Here is a 13,919-nt window from a genome sequence, read left to right as displayed (position 1 = left end):
AATAGCACGAGTGTGCGGGTTTTCGCTGTTCATTGCAATATCGCGGCCATTGTAAAGGCATTATTAGAAGGGACAATCGAATACCAGACATTTGTGGGATCATGGTGCTTTCGCAACTCGTGATCGTACTTACATCGGGGAGTCGGACGTGGGCATTGAAGTCAATTTTGAAGGAAAGATCGCCATGGTCACCGGCGCATCGAGCGGTCTGGGCGCCCGTTTCGCCAAGGCCCTGGCCGGCGCCGGCGCACAGGTCGTGCTGGCGTCGCGCCGCGTCGAGCGCCTCAAGGAGCTGCGCGCCGAGATCGAAGCCGACGGCGGCGCCGCGCACGTGGTGCGGCTCGACGTGACCGACCTCGGCAGCATCAAGGCGGCCATCGCCCATGCCGAAACCGAGGCAGGGCCGATCGATATCCTGATCAACAACTCGTCCGTGTCCTCGACCCAGCGCCTGATCGACGTGGGCGAGGATGACTACACCTACATCATGGACACCAATTTGCGCGGCGCGTTCTTCGTGGCCCAGCAAACCGCCAAGCGCATGATCGCGCGCGCCAAGGGCGACCCGCGCAAGCAGCATCGCATTGTCAATATCGCTTCGGTGGCGGGCCTGCGCGTGCTGCCGCAGATTGGCGTGTATTGCATGAGCAAGGCCGGTGTGGTGCAGATGACCAAGGCGATGGCGGTGGAGTGGGGCAAGTACGGCATCAACGTCAATGCCATCTGCCCCGGCTATATCGCCACCGACGCGAACGAAGATTATTTCGAAACCGAGCAGGGCCGCAAACTTGTCGAGATGTTGCCGCGCAAGCGCGCCGGCCGGCCCGAAGACCTCGACGGCCTGCTGCTGCTGCTGGCCGCCGAAGAAGCCCACTTCATCAACGGCGCCATCATCACGGCCGACGACGGCATGATGGCGCACTAACGCCAGGAACCATAGAATGAGTAGTGAGAACATCGCACCGATGCTGGTGCACACCATGCGCATGCCGATCCGCTGGGGCGATATGGACGCCATGGGGCACGTCAACAATACCAATTACTTCCGTTACATCGAGTCAGCCCGCATTGCCTGGCTCGAGCAGGTCGGTGGCTTGCCCGATTCGCGCGACGAAGGCCCCGTCATCGTCAACGCGTCGATGAACTTCCTCAAGCAGCTGACCTATCCGGGCGAGATCGAGGTGCGTACCTTCGTCGCTCCGCCGGGGCGCTCGAGCATCGAGGTGTCGCACGAAATCCGTTTGCTGGACGCGGACGGCGCACCGGGTGAGCTGCATGCCAACGGGATGGCCAAGGTGGTGTGGGTCGATTTCAAGGTGGGCAAGTCGGCCCCGTTGCCGGCTGCACTGCGCGGCGTCTTTCCTGCTGCGTGACCGCCGTGGTCTGTATCGACCGCAACCGCCTCGCACTGGAAGACATCGTCGCCATCGCGCGCGGGACGGCGCGGCCGGTGCTCTCGCCCGACCCGGCCTTTCGCGCTTTTATTCAGCGCGGCGCCGACTTCCTCGACCAGCTGTTGCTTGAAGACGGCGCCATCTATGGCGTGACCACCGGCTACGGCGATTCGTGCACGGTGCCGGTACCGCTGGCGCTCGTAACCGAACTGCCGCATCACCTGTACACCTACCATGGCTGTGGCCTGGGCAGTTTTCTGAGCCCGTTTGAGACGCGCGCCATGATGGCCGCGCGCCTGGCGTCACTGGCGAAAGGCTTTTCGGGCGTCAGCATCGACCTGCTCGAGCAGATCGTGCGGCTGTTCGACGCCGACCTGCTGCCACTGATCCCCAGCGAAGGCTCGGTCGGCGCCAGTGGCGATCTGACGCCGCTGTCCTATCTCGCAGCCGTGCTGTGCGGCGAACGCGAAGTGTTGCGCGGGGGCGTGCAGATGCCCGCTGCCGATGCGCTGCGCGAGGCCGGCATCGCGCCGCTGCGCCTGCGGCCAAAGGAGGGCCTGGCGATCATGAACGGCACCGCCGTCATGACGGGCCTGGCCTGCCTGGCCTGGGACCGCGCCGACTACTTGACGCGCCTGACCACGCGCATCACGGCGATGGCCTCGTTCGCGCTGGATGGCAACGCCCATCACTTCGACGAAACGCTGTTCTCGGTCAAGCCGCATGCGGGGATGCAGGACGTGGCCGCCTGGCTGCGCGCCGATCTGGCTTATACCGGCCAGCAGGAGCGCAATGGCAAGCGCCTGCAAGACCGCTATTCGATCCGCTGCGCACCGCACGTGATCGGCGTGCTGGCCGACGCGTTGCCGTTCTTCCGCACCACCATTGAGAACGAACTCAATAGCGCCAACGATAATCCGGTCATCGATGCCGAGGGCGAGCGCGTGCTGCATGGCGGGCACTTCTACGGCGGCCATATCGCGTTCGCAATGGACAGCATGAAAAATGCCGTCGCCAACCTGGCCGACCTGCTCGACCGGCAATTGGCGCTGCTGGTCGATCCACGCTACAACGCCGGGCTGCCCGCCAATCTGTCAGGCATGGAGGGTGAGCGCGCTGCGATCAATCACGGCCTCAAGGCACTGCAGATCAGCGCCTCGGCCTGGACCGCCGAGGCGCTCAAGCTGACGATGCCGGCATCGGTCTTTTCGCGCTCGACCGAATGCCACAACCAGGACAAGGTCAGCATGGGCACGATCGCCGCGCGCGACTGCCTGCGCGTGCTGGAACTGACCGAGCAGGTGGCTGCGGCGCTCTTGATCGCGGTGCGTCAGGGCGTGTGGCTGCGCTGCCGGCTCGAGCCGGACCGCGCGTTGCCGGCACCGCTGGCGCAGATGCTGGAGGAGCTGGGCCAGGACATTGCGCCGGTGCGTGAAGACCGGCGGCTCGATGGCGATCTGCGACTGCTGATCGAGCGCATGCACGAACAGCACTGGAAGCTGTACCAATAACTGGGGAGGTGATTTTGGGCGCTGGTGGCCCGTCAGCCCGCGCCCACCAGCTTGTGCACCAGTTCCACCGACGTGGATGCCGCAAACTTGCGCATCAGGCTCGCGCGGTGCATTTCGACCGTGCGCGGACTGAGGTCGGTTTCGCGCGCGATCACTTTGCTGGTCTTGCCCTCGACCAGCAGCGCGGCGATCTCGCGTTCGCGCGGCGTCAGTTGCGCCGTCACGGGCCGCTTCTCGCTGACATCCTCGAAGATCCAGACGCCCGCGCCCAGGGGCTCGAGCGGGGACAGCGCACGGCCCGTCACGTGGCACCAGAACAGCTCGCCGTTGGCGCGGCGCATGATGCGCTCGTCCGAGTAGCGCCCCTTCGCATTCATGATCGGGATGATGCGGTCGCCCGTGCGCAAAAATTCGTCCATCGTCGGATACAGCACCGAGAACGACGAGCCGGTCAGATGGCCGGCCGGATACCCGAACATGGTCGCCAGCGCGCCATTGCAGGCCTCGATCACCCGGTCGCGCGAGATGCACATGCCCACCGGCGCGTGCTGGAAAATCATCTCGTAGTCAATCGTGTGCGGCAGGTTCATGTGAGGTTGGTCAGGGCGTGGTTCATTGGCGTGCAGGTGGCGCGGCATGGCGGTAGTTCTACGGTATTGTGCACGGGCTGCCGGTATTCTATGCTGAGACGGGTTCTCAAACTTATAAAAGGGACAGGTATGAATAAAGTGTATCCAGACGCGCGCTCGGCACTTGAAGGCGTCGTGCAGGACGGCCAGACCATCGCCGTGGGCGGGTTTGGCCTGTGCGGTATTCCGGAAGCCCTGATCGCGGCATTGCGCGACTCGGGTGTCAAGCAACTCACCGCCATCTCCAACAACGCAGGCGTCGATGGTTTCGGCCTGGGCCAGTTGCTCGAGACACGCCAGATCAAGAAAATGATCGCGTCGTACGTCGGCGAAAACAAGGAGTTCGCGCGCCAGTTTTTAGCCGGCGAACTCGAACTCGAATTCACGCCGCAAGGCACGCTGGCCGAGAAGCTGCGCGCCGGCGGCGCCGGCATCCCGGCCTTCTTCACCAAGACCGGCTATGGCACCATCGTCGCCGACGGCAAGGAAACGCGCGAATTCAATGGCGAGCATTACGTGATGGAGCATGCGCTGTTCCCCGATGTGTCGCTAGTCAAGGCCTATATGGCCGACCGCTCGGGCAACCTCGTGTTTCGCAAGACGGCCCGCAACTTCAACCCCAACGTGGCCACGGCCGGCAAGATCTGCATCGTCGAAGTCGAGAAGCTGGTCGAGACCGGCGAGATCGATCCCGACCACGTGCACACCCCGGGCATCTTCGTGCACCGCATCGTCCACAACCCGTCGCCCGAGAAGCGTATCGAACAGCGCACCGTGCGCACCGCGAGCAACTGAGCTTTAACCCGACGACAGAAACGGAGACAACAACATGGCATGGACTCGTGATGAAATGGCCGCGCGTGCGGCGCTGGAGCTGCAGGACGGCTTCTACGTGAACCTGGGTATTGGCTTGCCAACCCTCGTGGCAAACTATGTACCGAAAGATATCGAGGTCTCGCTGCAGTCTGAAAACGGCCTGCTCGGCATCGGCCCGTTCCCGACGGAGGATGCGGTCGACGCCGACCTGATCAACGCCGGCAAGCAGACCGTGACGGCGTTGCCGGGCTCGGCCTACTTCAGCTCGGCCGATTCGTTCGGCATGATCCGCGGCGGCAAGATCAACCTCGCGATCCTGGGCGCGATGCAGGTGTCGGAAGAAGGCGACCTGGCCAACTGGATGATCCCGGGGAAAATGGTCAAGGGCATGGGCGGCGCGATGGATCTGGTGGCCGGCGTCAAGCGCGTGGTCGTGGTGATGGAACATGTCGCCACCGCCAAGGATGGCTCCACCAGCCACAAGTTGCTGAAGAAATGTGATCTGCCGTTGACCGGTGTCGGCGTGGTCGATCGCATCATCACCGATCTGGGCGTGCTCGACGTAACGCCCACCGGCTTGAAGCTGGTTGAGTTGGCGCCCGGCGTGAGCGTGGACGAGATTGTCGCAGCGACTGGTTGCGAACTGGACGTGTCGGCCGTCCAGCACGCGTAGCCGTCGTTGAACGCGTGGGCGGCTATGCCGCCCACGCGTTCAACCTGCACGGATTTCGTGGCGCATCAGCAATCGTTGAACGCGTGGACGGCGCAGCCGTCCACCCTACGGTTATGCTTGGCGGTAGAGCGAATCAGCTCGCGACCCACACGTACTGCACCTCGGCCCACTGTTCCTTCGGTGCGCCATTCACCGTGCCCGGCTGGAAGGTGCATTTGGCGAGTGCCGCGCGCGCCGTCTCGTCGAGCGATCCATTGCCGCTGGTTTTGCGTACCACGGCTTCGCGCACCTTGCCATCGGCCCTTACCAGCATCGCGAGTGTCACCGTGCCTTCGATCTTGGCCGCCAGCGCATCGGCCGGGTACACGGGCCTTGCACACGAATTGAATTTTGCCATTGGTATCGTCGTGTCGTTGTCGGGCATCGCGGCGAACGGGTTGACCGGCGCCGTGCTCGTGCAGCCGGCCAGGGCGGCCAAGGCCAGGCCGAGTACCGGAAGCGCGGCTTTCCAGTTCAATGCCTGCGTGTCGGGACGAACGAGTTGTTTGATGCGTTGCATGAGATTGCCTCCATTGGCCGCCTGGGCCAGATGCTGGGTTGAAAACTGGCGTCGTTCCAGTTCGGATAGCGCAAGAGCCAGGCGCCGCGGTTCGCCCAGTTGTCTTGCTGCGATGGCGTCGGCAACCAGTTCCCGTTCGGCGCGGATGCGTCCCGAGATCCACCAGATTGCCGGGTGATAAAACAGCAGTGCCTCGACCACGTTCTGCAGCAGGTTGACGAGGTAGTCGTGACGCCGGATATGGGCCAGTTCGTGCACCAGTAGTGCCTCGAGCAAGTGGGGCGGCATGCCGGATACGAGCGATGCCGGCACCAGCACCACCGGCCTCCACCAGCCAAAGGTGACGGGGCTGGCCAGGCCCGCGATGATGCGCAGCCTGACCGTGCGCGCAATGCCGGCCGCCTGCGCCATCCGGTCGAGCCGGGCTTGCCAGACCGGTTCGGACGCTTCGATCGCTGCAGCGCGGTGCAGCCACAGCAATCCGGCAATCATCCGCAGTGCGAGTACGGCAGCGCAGACACCCCACGTGCCGACGATCCAGCTCAGGTTGCGTTCGAACACGGTACGCCAGCTCTCGTCGAGCGGACCCGCCAGCAGGCCGCTGGCAAAGGTTGCCATCGGCTGGGTCGCCAGGTCATGCGTTCCAGCCAGGCGCGCCGCCAGTTCGGCAGCGGGCCAGAGCAAGCACAGCAACAGCCCGGTGCAGGCGACGGCGTACCGGTGCTCGGCGCGCGCATTGCGCAGCAGGCTCATGGCCAGCGCCACGGCGCAGCCGATCAGCGCCCCTTGCCAGATGAATTCGACGAGTGTCCAGCCAATGCTGGCGACCAGGTGGGCGGCGGTCATTGGCCGTCCCCGTCCTTGAGCAGTTGCTCGATCTCGGCCCGTTCCTTCTTCGAGATGCCGCTCTTGAGCGCCGCCAGCACGAGCGCCTTGGCCGAGCCGGCAAAGGCCCGCTGCATCAGGTCGTTGAGAAGATTGCCTTGCAGCGCATCGCGCGCGTGGACCGGGCTGTAGACGTGCGAGCGTTCGCTCTCGTCGCGGCCCAGCAAGCCCTTGGCGTGCATGACCTGCATCAGCCGCAGCACTGTTGCATACGTCACATCGGGCCGCTGCGGCAGCATCGCCTCATGCACTTGCTTGGCGGTAGCGGCGCCCAGCGGCCACAGCACTTGTAGCAGGTCGAGCTCAGCAGGCGTGGGCTTGGGCGCGTCAGGGGAGAGCGGCATGACATCCTCGGGTAGGCAAGATGAAGCTAGATTATCTTGTCTAGATCGAGTTGTCTACGAAGATTTAAGCGTGCCGTGCGGGGAAGGGTTCAGGTCTTCCGCGCGCGGCACATCGTCTCGATCGTGTCGAGCACGACCCTGGCGCGAAACGGCTTGAGGATCACGCGGCTGATCCGGCGTTCGCGCAGGTCGCTCAGGAGTTCGGGCGTGGCCGTCTCGGTCATGATCGCGATCGACAAGCCTTGTTTGTTGGCGGCCGCATCGGCGCGCAGGCGGTCGATCAGGCCCAGATCGTAACGGCTGTCCTTGCCGCTGCCCACGCAGTCGACTGCAATCACCGCGCCCTGGAAGGTGCGCACGCTCAGCAAGCGTAGTGCGGCCGCGCTCGTTGCCGCTTCATGGACCTGGCCCAGGTTCAGGCTGCGCGCCGTCATCGCCACGGTACGGCGCAGCATCGGTTCCGGTTCGACCAGCAGGATGTGGGTGGTCGCGTCAGGCATCGGCCACCTCGCCGACATTACGCAGTTCCAGTACGGCCAGGTCGCGCAGCGTGCGCAGGATGCCCAGTTCCATCGCGTCCAGCGTGCGTGGCCTGCGGTCGATCAGGCACAGGGTGCCCAGGCTCAGGCGAGAGGGCAGGATCAATGGCGCGCCGGCATAGAAGCGGATGTGCGGCGCGCCGGTAACGAGGGGGTTGTCGGCAAAGCGCGGGTCAAGCAGCGTGTCATTCACGACCAGGATGTCCTGCTCGAGGATCGCATGCGAACACAGCGAGATGTCGCGGCCGGTTTCGCAGAGTTCGGTGCCGGTGCGGGCCTTGAACCATTGGCGATCCGTGTCGATCAGCGTGATGGTGACGATCGGCACGTCGAACTCGGTGGCAGCAAAGGCCACGATCCGGTCGAAACGCTCCTCGGCGGGCGTGTCGAGGATCAGCAGGTCATACAGGGCGGCCAGGCGCGCGGCTTCCTTGTCGGGGGTGGCGGCAATCAGCATCGTGGAAGCACCGGCGCGGCCGGTCGTCAGTCGGGATGTTCAATATACCAGACGCTACCAGGCCGCCTCCGCACGATCAGGCACGCCAAAAAAAAGCCGCACCCCGAAGGGTGCGGCTTTCGTGGACGGGCAAGGGCAGAAGATTACGCCGCTTCGCGCACGGCCTTCATCGTGGTCTGGTCTTCGACGATCACGCGGTTATGCAGGACATCGTCCATGCGCTTGACGTCGAGTTCGTTTTCCCATTTCGACACGACGACCGTGGCGACACCGTTGCCGATGAAGTTGGTCAGCGCGCGCGCTTCGCTCATGAAGCGGTCGATGCCCAGGATCAGCGCCATGCCGGCCACCGGAATCGTCGGCACCACGGCCAGCGTCGCGGCCAGCGTGATGAAGCCGGCGCCGGTGATGCCCGATGCGCCTTTCGAGGTCAGCATCGCCACCAGCAGGATGGTCAGTTCCTGGGTCAGCGTCAGGTCGGTGTTGGTTGCTTGCGCCACGAACAGGGCCGCCATCGTCATGTAGATATTGGTGCCGTCCAGGTTGAACGAGTAACCGGTTGGCACGACCAGGCCGACGACCGGCTTGGCGCAGCCCAGGTTTTCCAGCTTGCGCATCAGGCTTGGCAGCGCGCTTTCCGACGACGACGTACCCAGGACGATCAGCAGTTCTTCCTTGATGTAGCGGATGAACTTGAAGATCGAGAAGCCGGTGAAGCGGGCGATTGCGCCCAGCACGATGAAGATGAACAGGGCGCAGGTCAGGTAGAACGAGCCCATCAGCTTGGCAAGCGGCAGCAGCGACGCGATGCCGTACTTGCCGATCGTGAACGCCATCGCGCCGAACGCGCCCAGCGGAGCGACCTTCATGATGATGTTGACGATGCCGAAGATGACGTGCGAGACGTCATCGATGAGCTTGGTCACCGGACGGCCGCGTTCGCCCATCATCGACAGCGCGAAACCGAACAGGATCGCGACCAGCAGTACTTGCAGGATGTTACCCGTAGCAAATGCATCCACGAACGTGGTCGGGATGATGTGCATGATGAACTCGGTCGTGGTCTGGGCATGCGCATTGGTCGTGTATTGCGCAATCGAGCTCGAATCAAGCGTGGCCGGATCGACGTTAAAGCCAGCGCCCGGCTTGGCGACGTTGGCCACGACCAGGCCGATGGCCAGGGCGAAGGTCGACACGACTTCGAAGTACAGCAGTGCCTTGCCGCCGACGCGGCCGATCTTCTTCATGTCCTGCATGCCGGCGATACCGGCAACGACGGTACAGAAGATGACGGGGGCGATGATCATCTTGATCAGTTTGATGAAGCCGTCTCCCAAAGGCTTCATCGCGGTACCTACCTCTGGGTAAAATACGCCCAGCAACACGCCAAGAACAATGGCGAACAACACCTGGACGTACAGGATTTTATAAAACGGCTTCTTCATGGCAACTCTTCAACGAGGTTGGTAGTGATGCCATGGTGGCGCATTCAGACGGTGCGGGCTATTGTGGAAATCCGCATGCTGCACCGCAGCAGGGCAACGTGAAAAATTGCGCACCGGGAATGTGCGCGGCTGGACGCAAGGCCCGGCCACGACGGGAGAATTGTTACTGAGCGGCCCAGCCGCCGTCCATATTCCAGGCCACGCCGCGCACCTGGTTTGCCGCCGGACTGCAGAAGAACACGGCCAGTGCGCCCAGTTCATCGGGCGTGACGAATTCGCCGGAAGGCTGCTTCTCGAGCAGCAGCGCCTTGCGCGCGGCGTCGTTGTCGAGTCCTTCGCGAGCAGCGCGGTCGTCCACCTGCTTCTGGACCAGCGGCGTCAGCACAAAGCCGGGGCAGATTGCATTGCAGGTCACGCCCGTCTGCGCCGTTTCCAGCGCGGTGACCTTGGTCAGGCCGACCAGCCCGTGCTTGGCCGCGACATACGCCGACTTCTGGCTCGAACCCACCAGGCCATGGACCGAGGCCAGGTTGATGATGCGGCCCCAGTTCTTTTGTTTCATGTGGGGTAGCGCAAGGCGCGTCGTATGGAACGCCGAGCTCAGATTGATGGCGATGATCGCGTCCCAGCGTTCGGCCGGAAAATCTTCGAGCGCTGCCACATGCTGAATGCCGGCATTGTTGACCAGGATGTCGACGCCGCCGAATTTGTCGTTCGCATACTGCATCAGCGCAGCGATCTCGTCGGGCTTGGACATGTCGGCATTGTGGTACGCCGTCTGCACGCCAAATTCGGCGCCGATATCGGTGTAGAGCTTTTCGATCTGCTGCGCGTCGCCGAAGCCGTTGAACACGATATTGGCCCCCTGTTCGGCCAGCGAGCGTGCGATGCCCAGGCCGATGCCCGAGGTCGATCCGGTGACGAGAGCCGTTTTACCGTTTAGCATGGTCGATGTCATTGTGTCCTCATGGGTAAATGCCCGTTGGCGAGCGTATGGGGGGAACTCCCTCAGAATTGGTAGAATTCTAACCGTAACGCCTCCCGCGTGCGAAAGCAGCCAGGCGCCTTTCATGATTTTCTTATTCCGGAGTCGCGATGTCCGAGCCCAGATTCAAGAGCGTCCAGTGCATGTCGCCTGCCGGGTTGCACCGCGTCGCCTACAAGGAATGGGGCGCGGCGGACAATCCGAAGGTGCTCGTGTGCGTGCACGGCGTGACCCGTGTCGGGGATGACTTCGACCATTTGGCGCGCGCGCTGTGCGATACCTTTCGCGTCGTATGCCCCGATATCGTCGGGCGCGGCCGCTCCGACCGGCTGCGCGATCCGGCCGGTTACCAGGTGTCGCAATACGTGGCCGACATGGTCACGCTGATCGCCCGCGTGACTGCCGGCTCCGACAATGAAGACGTCGCCTGGTTCGGCACCTCAATGGGCGGCCTGATCGGCATGACACTGGCCGCCCTTGAAGGCTCGCCGATTTCGCGGCTCGTGATCAACGATATCGGCCCGGCGCTGGGCGGTGAAGCGCTGCAGCGCATCGGCGAGTACATCGGCCAGGACGTGCGCTTTCCGAGCTTTGCCGCGGGCGCGGGTTACATCAAGGCTGTCTCGGCCACGTTCGGGCCGCACGCCGACGACGAGTGGCACAAGCTGGCCAGCGATGTGCTGCGCCAGGACGCCGACGGCCAGTGGCGGCGCCACTACGACCTTGGCCTGGCACAGCCGTTTCGCAGCATGACGGTCGAACGCGCGGCCGAGGACGAAGCGGCGTTGTGGGCAGCCTGGGATGCGATCACATGTCCCACGCTGCTGGTACGTGGCGAGCAGTCCGACCTGCTCTCGCGCGCCACGGCGCAGCAGATGACGACGCGCGGGCCGCGTGCGCGTCTGGTCGAAATTGCCGGCGTCGGCCATGCGCCGACGTTCGTGCACGCCGACCAGATTGCCATTGCCCGCGATTTTTTAACCGGCACGGGATCATGACGATCCGGCCTGAATCAACCTTTATCGAACAGAAAGACATCATGGAAATCAAACGACTGCACGTAGGCAAACGACTGTCCGAAGTCGCGATCCACAACGAGACCGTGTACCTGGCCGGCCAGATCGCCGAGGACACCACCCAGGGCATCGATGGCCAGATGCGCGAAGTGCTGGGCCACGTCGACCGTTTGCTGGGCGAAGCGGGCAGCGACAAATCGTGCATCCTGTCCTGCAACATCTTCATCTCGGACATGGACAACTTCCCCGGCATGAACGATGTCTGGGACGAGTGGGTCGCCCAGGGCCACACGCCGCCGCGCGCCACCGTCGAAGCCAGGCTGGCCAACCCGGCCTGCCTGGTCGAGGTGTGCATCATCGCCGCACTGCGCTGAGCGCATGGTTTCCACCGCACTGTTAGGAGATACCAAGACCGGCCTGGTACAGGGGCTGAGCCCTGAGGACTGCGTGCGCGTGCACGCTGCGCTCGAGTACGCGTTCGGCGCCTACGGCACGCGTCTGGCCGGCTCGGGCCAGAGCGCGTTCGAATTCTCGCTTGGCGCTGCTGGCACGCTCGCGTACCTGAATACCGATGCCGAAACCCGCATCGCCGGCCTGGTGTTCGAGCTGGCGCTGATGGACCCGGCCGTGTTTACCGACCTCGAGGAGCGCTTCGGCGCCGGCGTCGTCGCGCTCGTGCAGGGCGTGCATCAATTGATCCGCCTGCGCGACCTGACCGCCGGCGGCGCGCCCGTGGGCAGCGGCAAGAACGCGGCGCAGCAGGCGGCGGCGCAAAACGAGACGCTGCGCAAGATGCTGCTGGCGATGGCCACCGACATGCGCGTGGTGCTGATGCGCCTGGCGTCGTGCGCGGCCACGCTGCGCCACTTCGCCGAGCACAAACGGTTTGACGATGTCACACGCGCCTACGGGCGCGAGGTGCTGGACTTTTATGCGCCGCTGGCCAACCGCCTCGGGATCTGGCAACTGAAGTGGGAACTGGAAGACCTGGCGTTTCGCTTCATCGAACCCGATACCTACAAGCGCATCGCCAAGATGCTCGAAGAAAAGCGCATGTCGCGCGAGAGCTTTGTCGCCTCGTCGATCGAGCGGCTGCAAAGCGAGCTGGCATCGGCGTCGATTCCGGCCGATGTGTCCGGCCGCCCGAAGCACATCTACAGCATCTGGAGCAAGATGCGCGGCAAGGAGCTCGATTTCACCGAGCTGTATGACGTGCGCGCGTTTCGCGTGATCGTCCCCGACATCAAGACCTGCTACACGGTGCTGGGCGTGATCCACAATATCTGGACGCCGGTGCCGAAGGAATTCGACGACTATATCTCGCGGCCGAAGCCCAATGGCTACCGCTCGCTGCACACGGTGGTCATGGCGGAAGACGGCCGGCCGCTCGAAGTGCAGATCCGCACGCAAGAGATGCACAACTTTGCCGAATACGGCATCGCCGCGCACTGGCGCTATAAAGAAGAAGGCGGTTCCAACTTCAAGAGCCAGCAATACGACGAAAAGATCGCCTGGCTGCGCCAGCTGCTGGCCTGGAAGACCGACGTGTCCGATGCGGTGTCGGGCCAGGAAGAACTGCAGCGCGAATGGGTCGAAAAGCTCAAGGCCACGACGCTCGACGACCGTATCTTCGTGTTGACGCCGCAGGCGCGGGTGCTCGAACTGCCGGTGGGCGCCACGCCGATCGACTTCGCCTACCACCTGCACAGCGATGTCGGCCACCGCTGCCGCGGCGCGCGCATCGATGGCGTGATGGTGCCGCTCAATACGCAACTGAAAAACGGCCAGACCTGCGAAATCATCACGGCCAAGGGATCGAGTGGCAATCAGGGTCCGTCGCGCGACTGGCTCAGTCCCGGTTACGCGGTCAGCAGCCGCACGCGCTCGAAGATCCGCGCCTGGTTCCACGCGCTGGACCAGGCCGAAACGCTGGCCCATGGCCGCGCGCTGGTCGAAAAGTCGCTCCAGCGCGAGGGCAAGACGGCCGTCAATCTGGAAATGCTCGCGCAGAAGCTGGGCTTTGCCAAGGTGGACGAACTGTTCATCGAAGTGGGCAAGGACAAGTTCAGCCTGCGCCACGTGGAAGCGGCGCTGCACGATGGCGACGAACCGGCGCCCGTTGAGGAACCGAAGTTCGACAACAAAAGCCGCGCCTCGAGCGTGGAGCAGGGCGCCAAGTCGGGCGTGCTGGTGCTGGGCACCGAGGGGCTGATGACGCTCTTGGCCAAGTGCTGCAAGCCGGCGCCGCCCGATCCGATCATCGGCTTTGTCACGCGCGGCAAGGGCGTCTCGATTCACCGGCTGACGTGCAAGAACTTCTCGGAGATGCAGGCCAAGTCGCCGGAACGCGTCATCCAGACCGAGTGGGGTTCAGCGGGGAATGAAACCGTTTATCCGGTCGACCTGTTCATCCTGGCGCAGGACCGGCAAGGGCTGCTGCGCGATATCTCCGAAGTCTTCTCGCGCGAGAAGATCAATGTGATCGGAGTGAATACGCAAAGCGCCAAGGGTCAGGCGCGCATGATCTTCACGGCCGAAATCGGGTCGACGGCGCAGGCGCAGAAGGCGCTGGCGGCGATCATGGAAGTAGGCGGCGTGATGGAGGCGAAGCGGCAGTAGCGTCATGCCCGGTGCGCGGCGACGTGACGTAATCATTTGTCACCGAC

The 13,919-nt window shown here is 63.7% G+C and carries 15 protein-coding genes; 8 read left to right on the top strand and 7 right to left on the bottom strand.

Annotated features, from left to right (window positions below; genetic code table 11):
- The first annotated feature begins 148 nt into the window (after positions 1–148).
- The 3 genes from AC1MGT_RS01980 to AC1MGT_RS01970 are packed head-to-tail and all read left to right on the top strand — an operon-like array spanning position 149 to position 2,905.
- Complete coding sequence (locus AC1MGT_RS01980) at positions 149–925, top strand: SDR family oxidoreductase (RefSeq protein WP_183553104.1); 777 nt, start codon at positions 149–151, stop codon at positions 923–925.
- A gap of 16 nt (positions 926–941) precedes the next feature.
- Positions 942–1,373 carry an acyl-CoA thioesterase gene (locus tag AC1MGT_RS01975; protein ID WP_499502779.1) on the top strand — a complete coding sequence of 144 codons (432 nt, stop codon included), beginning with the start codon at positions 942–944 and terminating at the stop codon, positions 1,371–1,373.
- Positions 1,370–2,905, top strand: coding sequence for an HAL/PAL/TAL family ammonia-lyase (locus AC1MGT_RS01970; protein ID WP_499502778.1), 1,536 nt, complete (start codon positions 1,370–1,372; stop codon positions 2,903–2,905). Before AC1MGT_RS01975 ends, AC1MGT_RS01970 begins: the two co-directional genes overlap by 4 nt.
- Positions 2,906–2,937: 32 nt before the next feature.
- Here the strand turns inward: AC1MGT_RS01970 and AC1MGT_RS01965 are convergent, their stop codons facing one another.
- Positions 2,938–3,495 (bottom strand): LuxR C-terminal-related transcriptional regulator, encoded by a 558-nt coding sequence (locus AC1MGT_RS01965; RefSeq protein ID WP_499502777.1) that lies wholly within the window; start codon positions 3,493–3,495, stop codon positions 2,938–2,940.
- A 129-nt stretch (positions 3,496–3,624) separates the two neighbouring features.
- On the opposite strand from AC1MGT_RS01965, the gene AC1MGT_RS01960 reads away from it, so the two are divergent.
- Both AC1MGT_RS01960 and AC1MGT_RS01955 read left to right on the top strand, forming a co-directional pair.
- Positions 3,625–4,329 carry a CoA transferase subunit A gene (locus tag AC1MGT_RS01960; protein WP_499502776.1) on the top strand — a complete coding sequence of 235 codons (705 nt, stop codon included), beginning with the start codon at positions 3,625–3,627 and terminating at the stop codon, positions 4,327–4,329.
- Between the two features lie 34 nt (positions 4,330–4,363).
- Positions 4,364–5,023 carry a 3-oxoacid CoA-transferase subunit B gene (locus tag AC1MGT_RS01955; protein ID WP_499502775.1) on the top strand — a complete coding sequence of 220 codons (660 nt, stop codon included), beginning with the start codon at positions 4,364–4,366 and terminating at the stop codon, positions 5,021–5,023.
- Positions 5,024–5,156: 133 nt separating this feature from the next.
- Here the strand turns inward: AC1MGT_RS01955 and AC1MGT_RS01950 are convergent, their stop codons facing one another.
- From AC1MGT_RS01950 to AC1MGT_RS01925, 6 genes are all read right to left on the bottom strand, one after another.
- Entirely contained in the window at positions 5,157–6,428 is a 1,272-nt protein-coding gene (locus tag AC1MGT_RS01950) for a M56 family metallopeptidase (RefSeq protein ID WP_499502774.1), read from the bottom strand.
- Positions 6,425–6,811 carry a BlaI/MecI/CopY family transcriptional regulator gene (locus AC1MGT_RS01945; protein WP_332533719.1) on the bottom strand — a complete coding sequence of 129 codons (387 nt, stop codon included), beginning with the start codon at positions 6,809–6,811 and terminating at the stop codon, positions 6,425–6,427. Before AC1MGT_RS01945 ends, AC1MGT_RS01950 begins: the two co-directional genes overlap by 4 nt.
- 89 nt (positions 6,812–6,900) lie before the next feature.
- A complete protein-coding gene (locus tag AC1MGT_RS01940) occupies positions 6,901–7,311 on the bottom strand; it encodes a DNA-binding transcriptional response regulator (protein ID WP_332533718.1) in 411 nt (136 codons plus the stop codon).
- A complete protein-coding gene (locus AC1MGT_RS01935; protein WP_499502773.1) occupies positions 7,304–7,807 on the bottom strand; it encodes a GAF domain-containing protein in 504 nt (167 codons plus the stop codon). Before AC1MGT_RS01935 ends, AC1MGT_RS01940 begins: the two co-directional genes overlap by 8 nt.
- Positions 7,808–7,950: 143 nt before the next feature.
- On the bottom strand, positions 7,951–9,252 hold the full coding sequence (locus tag AC1MGT_RS01930) for a dicarboxylate/amino acid:cation symporter (RefSeq protein ID WP_499502772.1): 1,302 nt from the start codon (positions 9,250–9,252) through the stop codon (positions 7,951–7,953).
- Positions 9,253–9,415: 163 nt separating this feature from the next.
- Complete coding sequence (locus tag AC1MGT_RS01925; protein WP_499502771.1) at positions 9,416–10,198, bottom strand: 3-hydroxybutyrate dehydrogenase; 783 nt, start codon at positions 10,196–10,198, stop codon at positions 9,416–9,418.
- A gap of 149 nt (positions 10,199–10,347) precedes the next feature.
- Here AC1MGT_RS01925 and AC1MGT_RS01920 point away from each other — a divergent pair, with 149 nt between their 5' ends.
- Genes AC1MGT_RS01920 through AC1MGT_RS01910 form a run of 3 tightly spaced genes read left to right on the top strand, consistent with a single transcriptional unit; the run spans position 10,348 to position 13,872 of the window.
- Positions 10,348–11,235: an alpha/beta fold hydrolase gene (locus AC1MGT_RS01920; protein ID WP_499502770.1), complete on the top strand. Its 888-nt coding sequence runs from the start codon at positions 10,348–10,350 to the stop codon at positions 11,233–11,235.
- A 41-nt stretch (positions 11,236–11,276) separates the two neighbouring features.
- Complete coding sequence (locus AC1MGT_RS01915) at positions 11,277–11,627, top strand: RidA family protein (protein WP_499502769.1); 351 nt, start codon at positions 11,277–11,279, stop codon at positions 11,625–11,627.
- A gap of 4 nt (positions 11,628–11,631) precedes the next feature.
- Positions 11,632–13,872 (top strand): RelA/SpoT family protein, encoded by a 2,241-nt coding sequence (locus tag AC1MGT_RS01910; RefSeq protein WP_499502768.1) that lies wholly within the window; start codon positions 11,632–11,634, stop codon positions 13,870–13,872.
- The last annotated feature ends 47 nt before the right edge of the window (positions 13,873–13,919 follow it).

The organism is Telluria sp. BA11 (genome assembly GCF_056680305.1).
This window is presented reverse-complemented; position numbering and strand designations above follow the sequence as displayed.